Source organism: Streptomyces sp. NPDC002577 (genome assembly GCF_053594815.1).
In genome coordinates this window covers 140,246-153,479 of sequence record NZ_JBSFWK010000016.1, presented here as the reverse complement: position 1 = coordinate 153,479, position 13,234 = coordinate 140,246, and the positions used below count along the sequence as shown (strand labels likewise).

Below are 13,234 nucleotides of genomic sequence, written 5' to 3'. Positions count from 1 at the left end.
ACGTCCTCTGGGCCCTCCTGCGCGACGGACGGACCTACGAGGTCGTGCCTCCTGCGGCTCTCGCGGCTTGACAGACAGCATTAGGAATCGATGACGCGGCCGCCTGCCGCTCGAGTCGATCGGAACCCTCCATGGCCGACACGCTCCGCCCTGCCCAGACCGCGGTACCGGACGCCCTCCCCGAGGCGACCGGCACCGGCGCTCCCCGGACGCTCAAGCGTTCCATCGGCGTCATCGGCGGCACCCTGCTCACGCTCTCCTGCGTGACCCCCGCCTCCACCCTCTTCGTGGTCGTGCCCGACCTGTTGTCGAGCCTCGGCACGGCCACCGCGCTCACGATCGCCATCGGCTCGCTGCTCTGTATCGGCGTCGCCTTCTGCTATTCGGAACTGGGCACCCTCATCCCCAGCGCAGGCGGCGAGTACGCGATGGTCTCGACCCTGGCCGGGCGGCTCGCGGGCTGGCTCGTGTTCGTCCTGTCCCTGCTCGTCGTCATGATCGTCCCGCCGGTGATCGCCATGGGCACGGCGGACTACCTCGCGCCGGTCGTCCATCTCCCCGCGGCGGGTGCGGGCGCCGCCGTCATGCTGCTCGCCACCCTCGCCGGGCTGCTCGACCTGCGCGCCAACGCCTGGATCACCGGCGTCTTCCTGGTCCTGGAAGTGATCGCGGCCGCGGTCGTGGCCGTCCTCGGCTTCGCGCACGCCGAGCGCGGCGCGGGCAGCCTCGTCGACCTCACCGTCGCCGGCGCCGACGGAAAGCCCGACGCCGTCACCGCGATGCTCATCGTCTCCGGGCTCGCCATCGCGCTCTTCGTCACCCAGGGCTTCTCCACCGCCGTCTACCTCTCCGAGGAACTGGAGAACCCGCGCCGCAACGTCGCCCGCACCGTCCTCGCCACGCTAGGGCTCTCGACCGTGATCATCCTGGTCCCGGTGGTCGCCATCACCCTGGGCGCCGACGACCTGAAGACCCTGACCTCCGGGGACATCAGCGGCATGGTCGAGGCGTGGAGCAACTCCGCCGTCGGTACGTTCGTCAGCCTCTGCGTCGCTCTCGCCATCATCAACGCCGGCATCGTGATGGTCATCCAGAACTCCCGCGTGCTGTTCGCCTCCGCACGCGACAAGGCCTGGCCCGAGCCGGTCAACCGTGCGCTCGCGCGCCTCGGCCGGTTCGGCTCGCCGTGGGTCGCCACGCTGGTCGTGGGCGTCCCGGGAGCGGCCCTGTGCTTCGTGAACCTGGACACCCTCTACGGCGTCACCGGCGTCTCCGTCACCGGTATGTACCTGCTGGTCGCCGTCGCCGCGCTGCTCGCCCGCCGCGGCCGGCACGCCGAACGGCCCGCGTGGCGGATGCCGCTGTGGCCTGCGGTGCCCGTGCTGCTGATCGTCGTCCTCGCATATGTGCTCAGCCAGCAGGAGGCGGCGTATCTGCTGTGGACGGGCGGCATCGCGGCCGTCGCGACCGTGTACTGGGTCTGGTATCTGCGGCCGCGACGCGAGACCCGGTGGCTGGTGACGCTTCCGGACGACGTACGGGAGTGAGCTTGCTGAGCGGGTGCCGTGCGGGAGTGAGCCGGGTGCCGAGGTCTCATGGCCGTCGCCGTGGGCGTACCGCGACTGCGGTATCCGGGCCGAGGGCCGTACTCCTCAAGGAGGTAAGGGGGTTCAGTCCAGCGGCTGCCGTCGATGTCGGTGCCTGCCCGTACCGTTGACGGCATGGATCTCCGATTGCCCCGAATGCGCGGGCCGCGGCGGTGGCTGGCCGCCGCGGCCGCTGTTGTGGTGCTCGCCGGTGCCGGGACATGGACGGCCGTCGCCTCGGACGACGCGCCGGCCGTGCACCGCGAGGACCGGACGCTCGACACGGGCGGCGCGAGGATCGACACGTCGTACTTCACGGCGGGCTCCTCCGGCACGGGCGCGGCCAAGCGTCCGGCGGTGCTGCTCGCCCACGGCTTCGGCGGCAGCAAGGACGACGTGCGCACACAGGCCGAAGAGCTGGCCCGCGACGGGTATGCCGTGCTGACCTGGTCGGCCCGCGGCTTCGGCAGATCCACCGGGAAGATCGGTCTCAACGATCCCAAGGGCGAAGTCGCCGACGTCTCCCGGCTGATCGACTGGCTGGCCAAGCGGCCCGAGGTGCAGCTCGACAAGGCCGGCGACCCGCGCGTGGGCGTCGCCGGGGCGTCGTACGGCGGCGCGGTGTCGCTGCTGGCCGCGGGGTACGACCAGCGGGTCGACGCGATCGCGCCGCAGATCACCTACTGGAACCTCGCGGACGCGCTGTTCCCCGACGGCGTGTTCAAGAAGCTGTGGGCCGGGATCTTCATCAACTCCGGCGGCGGCTGCGGCAAGTTCGAGACGCAGCTCTGCCAGATGTACGAGCGTGTCGCGGAGAGCGGCACGCCGGACGCCGAGGCGCGGGCGCTGCTGGAGGAGCGCAGCCCGTCGGCCGTCGGCGACCGCATCAAGGTGCCCACGCTCATCATGCAGGGCCAGACCGACTCCCTCTTCCCGCTCGGCCAGGCCGACGCCATGGCCAAGGCGATCCGCGCGGGCGGCGCGCCGGTCGACGTCGACTGGATCGCGGGCGGCCACGACGGCGGCGACATGGAAGCAGACCGGGTGTACGCGCGCGTGGACGCCTGGTTCGACCGCTATCTGAAGGACGACAAGAACGCCGACACCGGACCCGCGTTCCGCATCACCCGTACCGGAGGCGTCGACTCCACCGACGGCGCGGCACAGCTGCGCGGCGCGAGCGGAGACACGTATCCGGGCCTTGAGAACGGGCTGCGCAGCGTGCCGCTCACCGGCCGCGAGCAGACCTTCGACAACCCCGCGGGCGCAGGCCCGCCCGCCGTCTCCTCGCTGCCCGGCCTCGGCGCCGCCGCCGGGGGCCTGTCGCAGCTGTCGTCGCTCGGCGTCGGCGTCTCCCTCGACTTCCCGGGCCAGTTCGCACGGTTCGACTCGGCGCCGCTGACCAGCGATCTGCGTATCACCGGTTCGCCGACCGTCACGGTGCACATCGCGTCCAGCAGCGAGGACGCGGTGCTCTTCGGCAAGGTGTACGACGTGGGGCCGGACGGCAGCCGGCAGGTGCTGCCCTCCCAACTGGTCGCGCCCGTGCGGGTCGAGGGCTCCGGCGCGAAGGGCGGCAAGGACGTCACCCTGACCCTGCCCGCCATCGACCACGAGGTGCAGAAGGGCCACCGGCTGCGTCTCGTCCTCGCCTCGACGGACCTCGCCTACGCCTCGCCGCTTCAGCCCGCCACGTACACGGCGTCCCTCAAGAGCGACCTGAAGGTTCCGACGGCGCCCGGTGTGACGACCGCGGCCGCTCCGCTGCCCGCCTGGGTGTGGTGGCTGCCCATCGCCGGAGCCGTCGTCGCGCTCGCGCTGCTGCTCACCGGGCGGCGGCGCACCGCCACCCCGCCGCCGGACCCCGACCTCGTCGACGTGCCGCTGCAGATCACGGACCTGAGCAAGCGGTATGCGAAGTCGGCCGACCGGTACGCCGTACGGGACCTCTCCTTCCGCGTCGAGAAGGGCCAGGTGCTCGGCCTGCTCGGCCCCAACGGCGCGGGCAAGACGACCACCCTGCGGATGCTCATGGGCCTGATCCGGCCCGACGGCGGCGAGATCCGCGTCTTCGGCCACGCGATCCGCCCCGGCGCGCCGGTGCTCTCCCGGGTCGGCGCGTTCGTCGAGGGCGCCGGCTTCCTGCCGCACCTCTCCGGCCGCGAGAACCTGGAGCTGTACTGGCAGGCCACCGGCCGGCCCGCCGAGGACGCCCACATGGACGAGGCCCTTCAGATCGCCGGACTCGGCGACGCCCTGCAGCGCGCCGTCCGCACCTACTCGCAGGGCATGCGCCAGCGCCTCGCCATCGCCCAGGCCATGCTCGGCCTGCCGGACCTGCTGATCCTCGACGAACCGACGAACGGCCTGGACCCGCCGCAGATCCGCGAGATGCGCGAGGTGATGATCCGGTACGCGGCGGCCGGCCGCACCGTCATCGTCTCGAGCCACCTCCTCGCGGAGGTCGAGCAGTCCTGTACGCATCTGGTGGTCATGGACCGCGGCAGGCTCGTGCAGGCGGGACCGGTCGCCGAGATCGTCGGCTCCGGGGAGACGCTGCTCGTCGGCACGGCCGGGCCGCTCGACGACCCGCTCGTGGAGAAGATCGCCGCGCTGCCGGGCGTCGGCTCGGCGGTCCGCGCGGACGGCGGACTCCTCGTACGGCTGGACGGCGCGAGCACACCGCAGCTGCTCGCCGAACTCCTCCGCCTCGAGGTGCCCGTCGAGTCGGTCGGGCCGCACCGGCGGCTGGAAGACGCGTTCCTGACCCTGATCGGAGGCACTCCATGACGACCCTGACCGGAGGCCCCACGGCCGATCGGAGGCAGCCATGACCGCCCTCGCCGAACGCACCGAGGTGGCCCACGGGTACCGCGCGGGACGAACACTGCCGCTGCGCGTCGAGCTGGTCCGCCAGCTGAAGCGGCGCCGCACGCTCGTGATGGGCGCGGTGCTGGCCGTGCTGCCGTTCGTCCTGGTCGTGGCCTTCGCGATCGGCGGCGACCCCGGCGGCCGCAACGGCCAGGTGACCCTGATGGACACGGCCACCGCGTCGGGGGCGAACTTCGCCGCGACCTGCCTGTTCGTATCGGCGGGCTTCCTGCTGGTGATCCCCGTGGCCCTGTTCTGCGGCGACACGGTCGCCTCCGAGGCGAGCTGGTCGTCGCTGCGCTATCTGCTGGCGGCGCCCGTGCCACGGGCCCGGCTGCTGTGGTCCAAGCTCGTCGTCGCGCTGGGCCTCAGCCTGGCCGCGATGGTGCTGCTGCCGCTGGTGGCGCTGGCGGTCGGCACCGTCGCGTACGGGTGGGGGCCGCTGCAGATCCCGACCGGCGGGGCGCTCGACGCGGGCACCGCGGCCCAGCGGCTCGTGATCGTCATCGCCTACGTCTTCGTGTCCCAGCTCGTCACGGCCGGGCTCGCGTTCTGGCTGTCGACGAAGACCGACGCGCCGCTCGGTGCGGTCGGCGGTGCGGTCGGACTGACCATCGTCGGCAATGTGCTGGACGCGGTGACCGCCCTGGGCGACTGGCGCGACTTCCTGCCCGCGCACTGGCAGTTCGCCTGGGCGGACGTGATCCAGCCGACGCCCGAGTGGGCCGGCATGATCCAGGGCGCGTCCGTCTCCATAACGTACGCGGTGGTGCTGTTCGCGCTGGCCTTCCGCGGTTTCCGGCGGAAGGACGTGGTGTCCTAGGTCTCCCGGACAAGGGCCGCTGGGACCCGCTGCCGGGCGCACCGTCGATGGCCGAACTGGCCGACCAGGCAGCGAATTGGCGTACGTGACGCGGGACGAGACGGTACGCGGGCCGGCGGAAGCGATCCGGCAGGCGGGCCGGCTGCAGGCGTGACGGGCCGGGACGCACGCACCACCGGCCGGGACTCGGGCAGTCCCGGCCGGTGGTGCGCCCAGGCAGTGCCCGGCGTCTAGAACAGCGAGTAGAGCAGCTTGTTGGGCGAACCGGTGAGTGGGTTCGTCACCTTGCCGCTGGTCGCGGCGTTCACCAGCGCGTCGCGTACCTGCGCCGGGGTCGCGGTCGGGTGGGTGGCCAGATAGAGGGCCGCGACGCCGGTGGTGTGCGGCGTCGCCATGGACGTGCCGCTGATGGTGTTGGTGGCCGTGTCGCTGTCGTCCCAGGCCGATGTGATGTCGACGCCCGGGGCGAACAGGTCGAGGCAGCTGCCGTAGTTGGACCACGACGCCCGCCGGTCGGAGGAGTCGGTGGCACCGACGGTGATGGCCTCCGGGACGCGGGCCGGGGAGGTGTTGCAGGCGTTCTGCGGCAGGCCGAGGATGTTGCCGTTGCCTGCCGCGATCGAGTAGCTGACGCCGGAGGCTATGGACTTCTTCACGGCGTTGTCGAGCGTCGTGTCCGTACCGCCGCCCAGGCTCATGTTCGCCACGGCCGGCTTCACGGCGTGCGCGGTGACCCAGTCGATGCCGGCCACGACCCCGGCGGTGGTCCCGGAGCCGTTGCAGTCGAGCACCCGCACCGCGACCAGCTTCACGCCCTTCGCGACGCCGTACGTCTTGCCGCCCACCGTGCCCGCGACATGCGTGCCGTGTCCGTTGCAGTCCTGCCCGTTCTGGCCGCCGCCCACCGTGTCGGTGCCGACGCTGGCACGGCCGCCGAACTCGCTGTGCGAGGTGCGGATCCCGGTGTCGATGATGTACGCGGTGACGTTCGACGCGGTCGTGTTGTACGTGTAGGTCTTGCTCAGCGGCAGATCCCGCTGGTCGATGCGGTCGATGCCCCAGGTCGCGTCGGACTGGGTGTCGTTGATGCGCAGGACCTGGTTCTGCTGGACGTAGGCGACCTTGGGGTCTCGCGCGAGCGCGCTCGCCTCACTCTTCGTCAGCTGGGCGGAGAACCCCTTGAGGGCACTGCTGTAGACGCGGCCGAGGCTGCCGTCGTACTCGGCGGCGAGGTTCCTGGCTGTGGCGGGCGTCGCCGCCTTGGTGGTCGAGCCGTCCTTGAGGACGACGATCCAGCTGTCGGGGACGGCCGTCGCCTCGGGAGCGAGACGGAGGTCGGCGAGGGGCGCGCTGTGTGCGGGAGAGGCGGCGAACTGTAATCCGGCGGCGAGCAGCATGGCAGCGGGCAGAAGGGACCCGAGCCGGCGGGCGGTTGCTCTCATGGGAACACCAGGCCTTTCGTTGACCGATCGCGCTCATGTGGGGGTTGCGTGTGGGGGTCGGTTGCGACGGCGCAGTGCACAGCGCCGGGCGCCCGATCGGCGCTCAAGGTGTTCTTGGCGTGAGCAAGTCGGCATCAAACGCGCAAGCTGGGCCGGGAGTTGGGGGAGTACGCGTAAGAGTTACGGGGGTGAGGTGAAACCTGACGTGAGGTCAGGTGTGTGATGGAGTGCCGGAGATCGCCGTGGTGGTCGGGTTCTCAGTAGAAATACGGCTGTTCGACCGTGGTGTGTCGCCGGGCCCGGTCGCCCGGCTCGGTCGCGCCGCCAGGCCTGGTCGCGCCGCCCGGCCGTCATCCCTGCCCGGCCGCCATCCCGAGCCACCTCGATGCGCCTCGATGTGCCTCGATGTGGCTCGGGCCGCCGCGGCTTGCACGGGGCGCCACGGCCACACCGTCCACCGCTGGCGCCGGCGTGGGGAGGGTGTGCATCCGGATCCGGCGTGGCTGGGGGACGGGTGCGCGCCCCGTGTGCCCGCCCAGGGGGCGGGGATGCGCCGCCCGGAGAGCCGTGGGCGGCTGTCGGGCTTGTCCCGCGGGGAAAAACTCGGCACACTGGACCCATGAACCGAACGAACGGTCGGTTTGTTGAGAGAGGCAGAAGCGAGTGCCGATGACCACGTCAGACTCCGCCTCATCCACCTCGTCCGCCGCAGGCTCCACCGGCCCGCGCCCGGAGGGGCGCGATGAGCAGAGCCTTGAGCAGGACCTCGAGCAGCACTTCGACGCGACGATCGCGAGGGATCAGCGCATCGAGCCGCGGGACTGGATGCCCGACGGCTATCGCAGGACGCTGATCCGGCAGATCGCGCAGCACGCCCACTCGGAGATCATCGGCATGCAGCCGGAGGGCGAGTGGATCACGAAGGCGCCGTCGCTGCGCCGCAAGGCGATCCTGTTCGCGAAGGTTCAGGACGAGGCCGGGCACGGGCTCTACCTGTACTCGGCGGCGGAGACACTGGGCGCCGACCGGGCGGACCTCACGCAGCGGCTGATCGAGGGCCGGCAGAAGTACTCGTCGATCTTCAACTACCCGACGCTGTCCTTCGCCGACGTCGGCGTGATCGGCTGGTTCGTGGACGGGGCGGCGATCTGCAACCAGGTGCCGCTGTGCAGGAGCTCGTACGGGCCGTATGCGCGGGCGATGGTGCGGATCTGCAAGGAGGAGTCGTTCCATCAGCGGCAGGGGTACGAGCTGCTGATGACGATGATGCGCGGCACGGACGCCCAGCGGGAGATGGTCCAGGACGCGGTGGACCGCTGGTGGTGGCCGTCGCTGATGATGTTCGGCCCGCCCGACGACGCCTCGCCCAATTCGGCGCAGTCCATGGCCTGGAAGATCAAGCGGCACAGCAACGACGAGCTGCGCCAGCGCTTCGTGGACATGACCGTTCCACAGGCCGGGAAGCTCGGCGTGACGCTGCCCGACCCCGAGCTGCGGTGGAACGCCGAACGCGGCCACCACGACTTCGGCACACCGGACTGGTCGGAGCTGCAGCGGGTGATCTCCGGCGACGGGCCCTGCAACACGCGGCGGATGGAGCGGCGCCGGACGGCCCACGAGGAGGGCGCGTGGGTACGGGAGGCGGCGAGCGCGTACGCGGCCAAGCGGAGCGAGCGAGCCCGGAAGGGGGCGGCGGCATGAGCGACACCACCAAGAACACCACCAACAGCACCACCAACAGCACCGCTCAGACCACCGCCAAGGGCGACTGGCCGCTGTACGAGGTGTTCGTGCGCGGCAAGCGCGGGCTGAACCACGTCCACGTGGGCTCGCTGCACGCCGCGGACGACCGGATGGCCCTCACCCACGCGCGTGACCTGTACACGCGGCGCAACGAGGGGGTCTCGATCTGGGTGGTGCGCTCGGACCACATCGCCGCGTCCACCCGCGACGAGAAGGACCCGTTCTTCGCCCCCAGCGCCGACAAGGTCTACCGCCACCCGACCTTCTACGACATCCCCGACGACGTCCCGCACATCTAGTCCCATCGAGGAGCAGGCATGAGTGACGACCACGTCTACATGACCCTCGCCGAGGGACACGAGGACGACGCCCGCTGGGCGTACGGCACCGGTTTCGAAGACCCCCTGCACGGCGTGGACACCGCCGTGCCCGAGGGCGTCGACGCCGCTGAACTGGCCGCGCGCTGCCTGGCACTGGGCGACGACGCGCTGGTCGGCGCGCAGCGACTGGCCGAGTGGTGCACGCGCGCCCCGGAGCTGGAGGAGGAGGTGGCGCTGGCCAACATCGGGCTCGATCTGCTCGGCCAGGCCCGCCTGCTGTACGCACGCTGCGGGCAGGTGGACGGCACCGGGCGCGGCGAGGACGCGTACGCCTACTTCCGCGACCCCGGCGACTTCCGCAACGTCCGGCTCGCCGAACTCCCTGACGGCGACTTCGCGTTCTCCGTCACCCGGCTGCTCGTGCTCTCCAGCTGGCGGCTCGCGCTCTTCGAGCAGCTCACTTCGCACGCCGACCCCGTCCTCGCGGCGATCGCGGCCAAGGGCGTCAAGGAGCTGGCGTACCACCGGCAGTACGCGGCGGAGTGGGCCGTCCGCCTGGGCGACGGCACCGAGGAGTCGCACCGCCGGATGCGCGCGGCACTGGTGCAGACCGCCCCGTACATCGGCGAGTTGTTCACGGCGTACGACGTACGGGACGAGGTCGTCGCCGTTCTGCGGCAGGTGACGGAGGCGGCCGGACTGCCCATGCCCGCGTTCAGGCCGGTGCCCGGCGCCGGCCGCGACGGCGACCACACCGAACACCTGGCCCCGCTGCTGACCGAACTCCAGAGCGTGGCCCGCGCCCACCCGGAGGCGACATGGTGACCACCGGAGGCGACCTGGTGACCACCGGAGAAGAACCGGTGACCACCGGAGAAGACCCGTCGACCACCGGAGAAGACCCGTCGACCACCGGAGAAGACCCGTCGACCACCGCAGGAGACCTGGTGACCGCACCCGGCTCCGTCGACGCACGGCGGGCCCGGCGCGTCGCCGAGCAGGTGCCCGACCCCGAGCTGCCCATGCTCACCCTCGCCGACCTCGGGGTCCTGCGCGGCGTGGAGATCACCGCCGACGGCACCGTGGTCGCCGGCCTCACGCCCACCTACTCCGGCTGCCCGGCGATGGCCGAGATGCGGGCCGACGTGGCCGCACGGCTGCGGGACGCCGGATTCGACCGGGTCGAGATCCGCACCGTCCTCGACCCGCCGTGGACCAGCGACTGGATCACCCCGGCGGGCCGCCGCAAGCTCGCCGAACACGGCATCGCGCCCCCCGGCGCCGCACCCCGCCGCACCACCGGCCCCGTTCCGCTCGATCTTTCGGCCACCCGATGGTCCGTCATCTGCCCGCGCTGCGGCTCGGCGGACACGGAGGAGACCTCCCGCTTCGCCGCCACCTCCTGCAAGGCCCTGTGGCGCTGCCGCTCCTGCCTGGAGCCGTTCGAGTACGTCAAGGAGATCTGATGCACGACATGACGGCCCCGGCCCCGCCCGCCCGGCCCGCGCGCTCCCGCCACCGCCCGGCCTTCCACCGCCTGCGGGTCACAGCCGTTCAGCCGCTGTGCGAGGACGCGGCCGCCGTCAGCTTCGACATCCCCGCCGAGCTCGCCGACGAGTTCGCCTTCGCGCCCGGCCAGGCCCTCACGCTGCGGCGCGAGGTCGACGGCCGCGACGAACGCCGCTCGTACTCGATCTGCTCCCCGGCCGGATCGCCGCCCCGCATCGGCGTACGTGTCGTTCCGGGCGGGCTGTTCTCGGCCTGGCTCGTGAACGGCGTACGGCCCGGCGACACCGTCGAAGTCATGGGACCGACCGGCGCGTTCACGCCCGATCTCACTCGGTCGGGGCACCACGTCCTGATCGCGGCCGGATCCGGCATCACCCCCATGCTCTCCATCGCCGAGTCCGTCCTCGCCGCCGCCGACAGCTCGCAGGTCACGCTCTTCTACGGCAACCGGCGCACCGACACCGTGATGTTCGCCGACGAGCTCGCCGACCTGAAGGACCTCTATCCGGCGCGCTTCCAGCTCGCGCACGTCCTCTCCCGCGAGCCCCGCGAGGCCGACGTCCTGTCCGGACGCCTCGACGCCGTCCGCCTCGCCACGCTCGTCGACGCCCTCGTCGGCATCGACGGCGTCGACCACTGGTGGCTCTGCGGCCCGCACGGCATGGTCAGGGACGCCCAGCGGGTCCTCGCCGGCCTCGGTGTGCCGGACGACCGCGTCCATCAGGAGCTGTTCTACGCCGACGACGAGCCCGTGCAGCCGGTGCGCCACGAGGACGCGGCGGTCGAGGGCCCCGTCAGCCAGGTGACCATCACCCTCGACGGGCGCTCCACCACGGCCGCACTCTCCCGCGACCGCACCGTCCTCGACGGCGCCCAGCGCACCCGCCCCGATCTGCCCTTCGCCTGCAAGGGCGGAGTCTGCGGTACCTGCCGTGCCCTGGTGACCGACGGCAAGGCCGACATGCGCCGGAACTTCGCCCTCGAACCGGCCGAGGTCGACGCCGGGTACGTCCTGACCTGTCAGTCGTTCCCGGTCTCCGACGAGTTGACCGTGGACTTCGACAGCTGAGCGGCGGCCGCGGGGGCCGGTCGGCCCCCGCCCCCGCCGGTCACCGAGCGGAAGTGCGGCACCGGTGTGAGACTGCTGCTGTCCGCGGGCCGAGACATACGGACGGCTCGGTGACGCGTGGCGTACCTGCTGGTGGGAGACATGGGAGACATGGGAGACGACGTGCCGGCATCAGAGGCCGGGGAGCGGCTGCTTGAGGACTTCCTCGCAGATCCCCGGCTCACGGCCCTGGACCTGTCCACGGCCGTGAGCCGGTGCGCCACGGCCGTGAGCCGGTGCGCCACGGCCGTGGACAGGTGCGCCACGGCCGTCGGACTGGACCGGGCCGTGGTCTACCTCGCCGATGTCCTGCAGCGGCACCTCATATCCCTGACGGACGTGTCGCCGCCGCTCCCCATGGACACGTCGTTCGCCGGATGGTCGTACCGCACGCTTTCGCTGCCCGTGGAGGAGTCCTCCACGGGCGGCGTGACCGTGTGGCTGCCGCTGGTGGACGGCGCCGAGCGGGTCGGGGTCCTCGCGGCGTACACCATGTCCCTGCATGCGGAGCGGCTGCGGCACTGCCGCGCCCTCGCCGCCTTCTTCGCGATGATGATCACCTCCCGGCCGGCGTACCGGGACGCCTTGGTCCAGCGGACGCGCACCGAGCAGCCCGTACAGCTGCCGGCCGAGCTGCTGAGGGCCGTGCCGTCGCCCCGCACCACAGACAACGTCCACGTCGTCCCGGCCGCGGTGCTCGAACCGGCCTACGAGATAGGCGGCGACGCCTTCGACCACGCGCTCAACGAGACGACTCTGCACGCCGCGATCCTGGACGCCACGGGCCACAACATGGCGTCGGGCCTGACCACGGCCGTCACGCCGACGGGCTGCCGCAACGGCCGGCGGACCGGCGCCGAGCTGCCCGAGCCGGCGGAGACCGTCGGCCGGACGCTCGCCGAGCGGCTTCCGGACCAGTTCTGCACGGGTGTCCTCAGCCAGCCCGACCTCATGACCGGCGCCCTCCGCTGGTGCACCTGCGGGCATCCTCAGCGCCTGCTCATCCGCATCGAGCGCCTCCTGCACGGAGCCCTTGAATGCCCGGCCGACCCGCCCATGGGCCTCACCGCGGCATTCCTCGACGTGCCCCGCCACGTCCACAAGGCCGACCTGGAGCCCGGCGACAACGCGATCCTGGACGACCGGAACAACCGCCTGCACGACGACGCGACAACGACGCGACGATCCTGTCCCTCGAGTGGCGACCACCCCAGGCGGTCCCGGCACAGGGCTCGGCGGAGCCGGTCCGGAGGGGGCGCGGACAGCGGCTGACAGGGGGTCAGCAGAGGCCGGGGATGCCGGCACTCTCGACCGGACGGGGGACATCGGACCGATCGTCAGGCCCAGACGGCGGCACGTACCCCCTTACCCCATAGTGATGACGCATCAGGGCCCGTTACGTGCTGCCAAGCGGGTAATAATTCTGCCTCAACCACCCGATGAGCCCAGTTAATAGCTCAAATGCGTACTTCTCCGGTGGTGCGGAGTCGCGATGCGGCTGAGGGTGATCACGTCGCTACTGCGATCCGAAGAGCCGACGCGGGGTTGGCCGTCGCAGTCGTGGCGAAAGGAATTCCTTCCCATGCGAATTACCCGCACCCTGTTCGCCTCGGCCGCAGTCACCGCGGCCATCGCGATCGCCGCTCCCGCCGCGAATGCCACCGTGGCGGAGCTCTGGACGTCGAAGGCAGCCTCCTCGTACGGCGACGACGACCACGGCAAGAAGGACGACGAGAAGAAGGACGACTACGGCAACGACGACTACGGCAACAAGGGCGACCACGGCAAGAAGGAAGACGACTACGGCAAGGGGGGCTACGGCAAGGAGAAGG

General features: G+C 71.5%; 10 protein-coding genes and 1 pseudogene. 10 read left to right on the top strand and 1 reads right to left on the bottom strand.

The annotated features are described in order from the left end of the window. Positions 1–131: 131 nt before the first annotated feature. The 3 genes from ACWD4J_RS22060 to ACWD4J_RS22050 all read left to right on the top strand — a co-directional run bounded on the left by ACWD4J_RS22060 (position 132) and on the right by ACWD4J_RS22050 (position 5,280). Entirely contained in the window at positions 132–1,547 is a 1,416-nt protein-coding gene (locus tag ACWD4J_RS22060; RefSeq protein WP_451397101.1) for an APC family permease, read from the top strand. Positions 1,548–1,721: 174 nt separating this feature from the next. After that, positions 1,722–4,376, top strand: a complete 2,655-nt coding sequence (locus ACWD4J_RS22055; RefSeq protein ID WP_451397100.1) for an alpha/beta fold hydrolase — start codon at positions 1,722–1,724, stop codon at positions 4,374–4,376. 40 nt (positions 4,377–4,416) lie between these two features. Then, positions 4,417–5,280, top strand: a complete 864-nt coding sequence (locus tag ACWD4J_RS22050; protein ID WP_451397099.1) for an ABC transporter permease — start codon at positions 4,417–4,419, stop codon at positions 5,278–5,280. Between the two features lie 230 nt (positions 5,281–5,510). Here ACWD4J_RS22050 and ACWD4J_RS22045 read toward each other — a convergent pair whose 3' ends face one another. Continuing rightward, complete coding sequence (locus tag ACWD4J_RS22045; protein ID WP_451397098.1) at positions 5,511–6,722, bottom strand: S8 family peptidase; 1,212 nt, start codon at positions 6,720–6,722, stop codon at positions 5,511–5,513. 669 nt (positions 6,723–7,391) lie between these two features. Here ACWD4J_RS22045 and paaA point away from each other — a divergent pair. The 7 genes and pseudogenes from paaA to ACWD4J_RS22010 all read left to right on the top strand — a co-directional run. Further along, on the top strand, positions 7,392–8,423 hold the full coding sequence (gene paaA / locus ACWD4J_RS22040; protein ID WP_451397097.1) for a 1,2-phenylacetyl-CoA epoxidase subunit PaaA: 1,032 nt from the start codon (positions 7,392–7,394) through the stop codon (positions 8,421–8,423). Further along, the gene (gene paaB / locus ACWD4J_RS22035; protein WP_451397096.1) at positions 8,420–8,764 is read left to right on the top strand and encodes a 1,2-phenylacetyl-CoA epoxidase subunit PaaB; all 345 of its coding nucleotides are present in this window, start codon (positions 8,420–8,422) and stop codon (positions 8,762–8,764) included. Before paaA ends, paaB begins: the two co-directional genes overlap by 4 nt. 18 nt (positions 8,765–8,782) lie before the next feature. Continuing rightward, a complete protein-coding gene (paaC, locus tag ACWD4J_RS22030; RefSeq protein ID WP_451397095.1) occupies positions 8,783–9,610 on the top strand; it encodes a 1,2-phenylacetyl-CoA epoxidase subunit PaaC in 828 nt (275 codons plus the stop codon). Positions 9,611–9,729: 119 nt separating this feature from the next. Next, positions 9,730–10,251: a 1,2-phenylacetyl-CoA epoxidase subunit PaaD gene (gene paaD, locus ACWD4J_RS22025; protein WP_451397107.1), complete on the top strand. Its 522-nt coding sequence runs from the start codon at positions 9,730–9,732 to the stop codon at positions 10,249–10,251. Further along, complete coding sequence (paaE, locus tag ACWD4J_RS22020) at positions 10,251–11,363, top strand: 1,2-phenylacetyl-CoA epoxidase subunit PaaE (RefSeq protein WP_451397094.1); 1,113 nt, start codon at positions 10,251–10,253, stop codon at positions 11,361–11,363. The genes paaD and paaE overlap by 1 nt, the downstream gene beginning before the upstream one ends. Positions 11,364–11,504: 141 nt before the next feature. Continuing rightward, the gene (locus ACWD4J_RS22015) at positions 11,505–12,674 is read left to right on the top strand and encodes a PP2C family protein-serine/threonine phosphatase (protein ID WP_451397093.1); all 1,170 of its coding nucleotides are present in this window, start codon (positions 11,505–11,507) and stop codon (positions 12,672–12,674) included. Positions 12,675–12,984: 310 nt separating this feature from the next. Continuing rightward, positions 12,985–13,234 (top strand): annotated as a pseudogene (locus tag ACWD4J_RS22010) (hypothetical protein); the annotation flags it as partial.

Coding starts and splice junctions, on each gene's coding strand:
- ACWD4J_RS22045 (WP_451397098.1), bottom strand. CDS start 6,722: ATGAGAGCAACCGCCCGCCGGCTCGGGTCCCTTCTGCCCGCTGCCATG.
- ACWD4J_RS22060 (WP_451397101.1), top strand. CDS start 132: ATGGCCGACACGCTCCGCCCTGCCCAGACCGCGGTACCGGACGCCCTC.
- paaC (WP_451397095.1), top strand. CDS start 8,783: ATGAGTGACGACCACGTCTACATGACCCTCGCCGAGGGACACGAGGAC.
- ACWD4J_RS22015 (WP_451397093.1), top strand. CDS start 11,505: ATGGGAGACATGGGAGACGACGTGCCGGCATCAGAGGCCGGGGAGCGG.
- ACWD4J_RS22050 (WP_451397099.1), top strand. CDS start 4,417: ATGACCGCCCTCGCCGAACGCACCGAGGTGGCCCACGGGTACCGCGCG.
- ACWD4J_RS22055 (WP_451397100.1), top strand. CDS start 1,722: ATGGATCTCCGATTGCCCCGAATGCGCGGGCCGCGGCGGTGGCTGGCC.
- paaA (WP_451397097.1), top strand. CDS start 7,392: ATGACCACGTCAGACTCCGCCTCATCCACCTCGTCCGCCGCAGGCTCC.
- paaE (WP_451397094.1), top strand. CDS start 10,251: ATGCACGACATGACGGCCCCGGCCCCGCCCGCCCGGCCCGCGCGCTCC.
- paaB (WP_451397096.1), top strand. CDS start 8,420: ATGAGCGACACCACCAAGAACACCACCAACAGCACCACCAACAGCACC.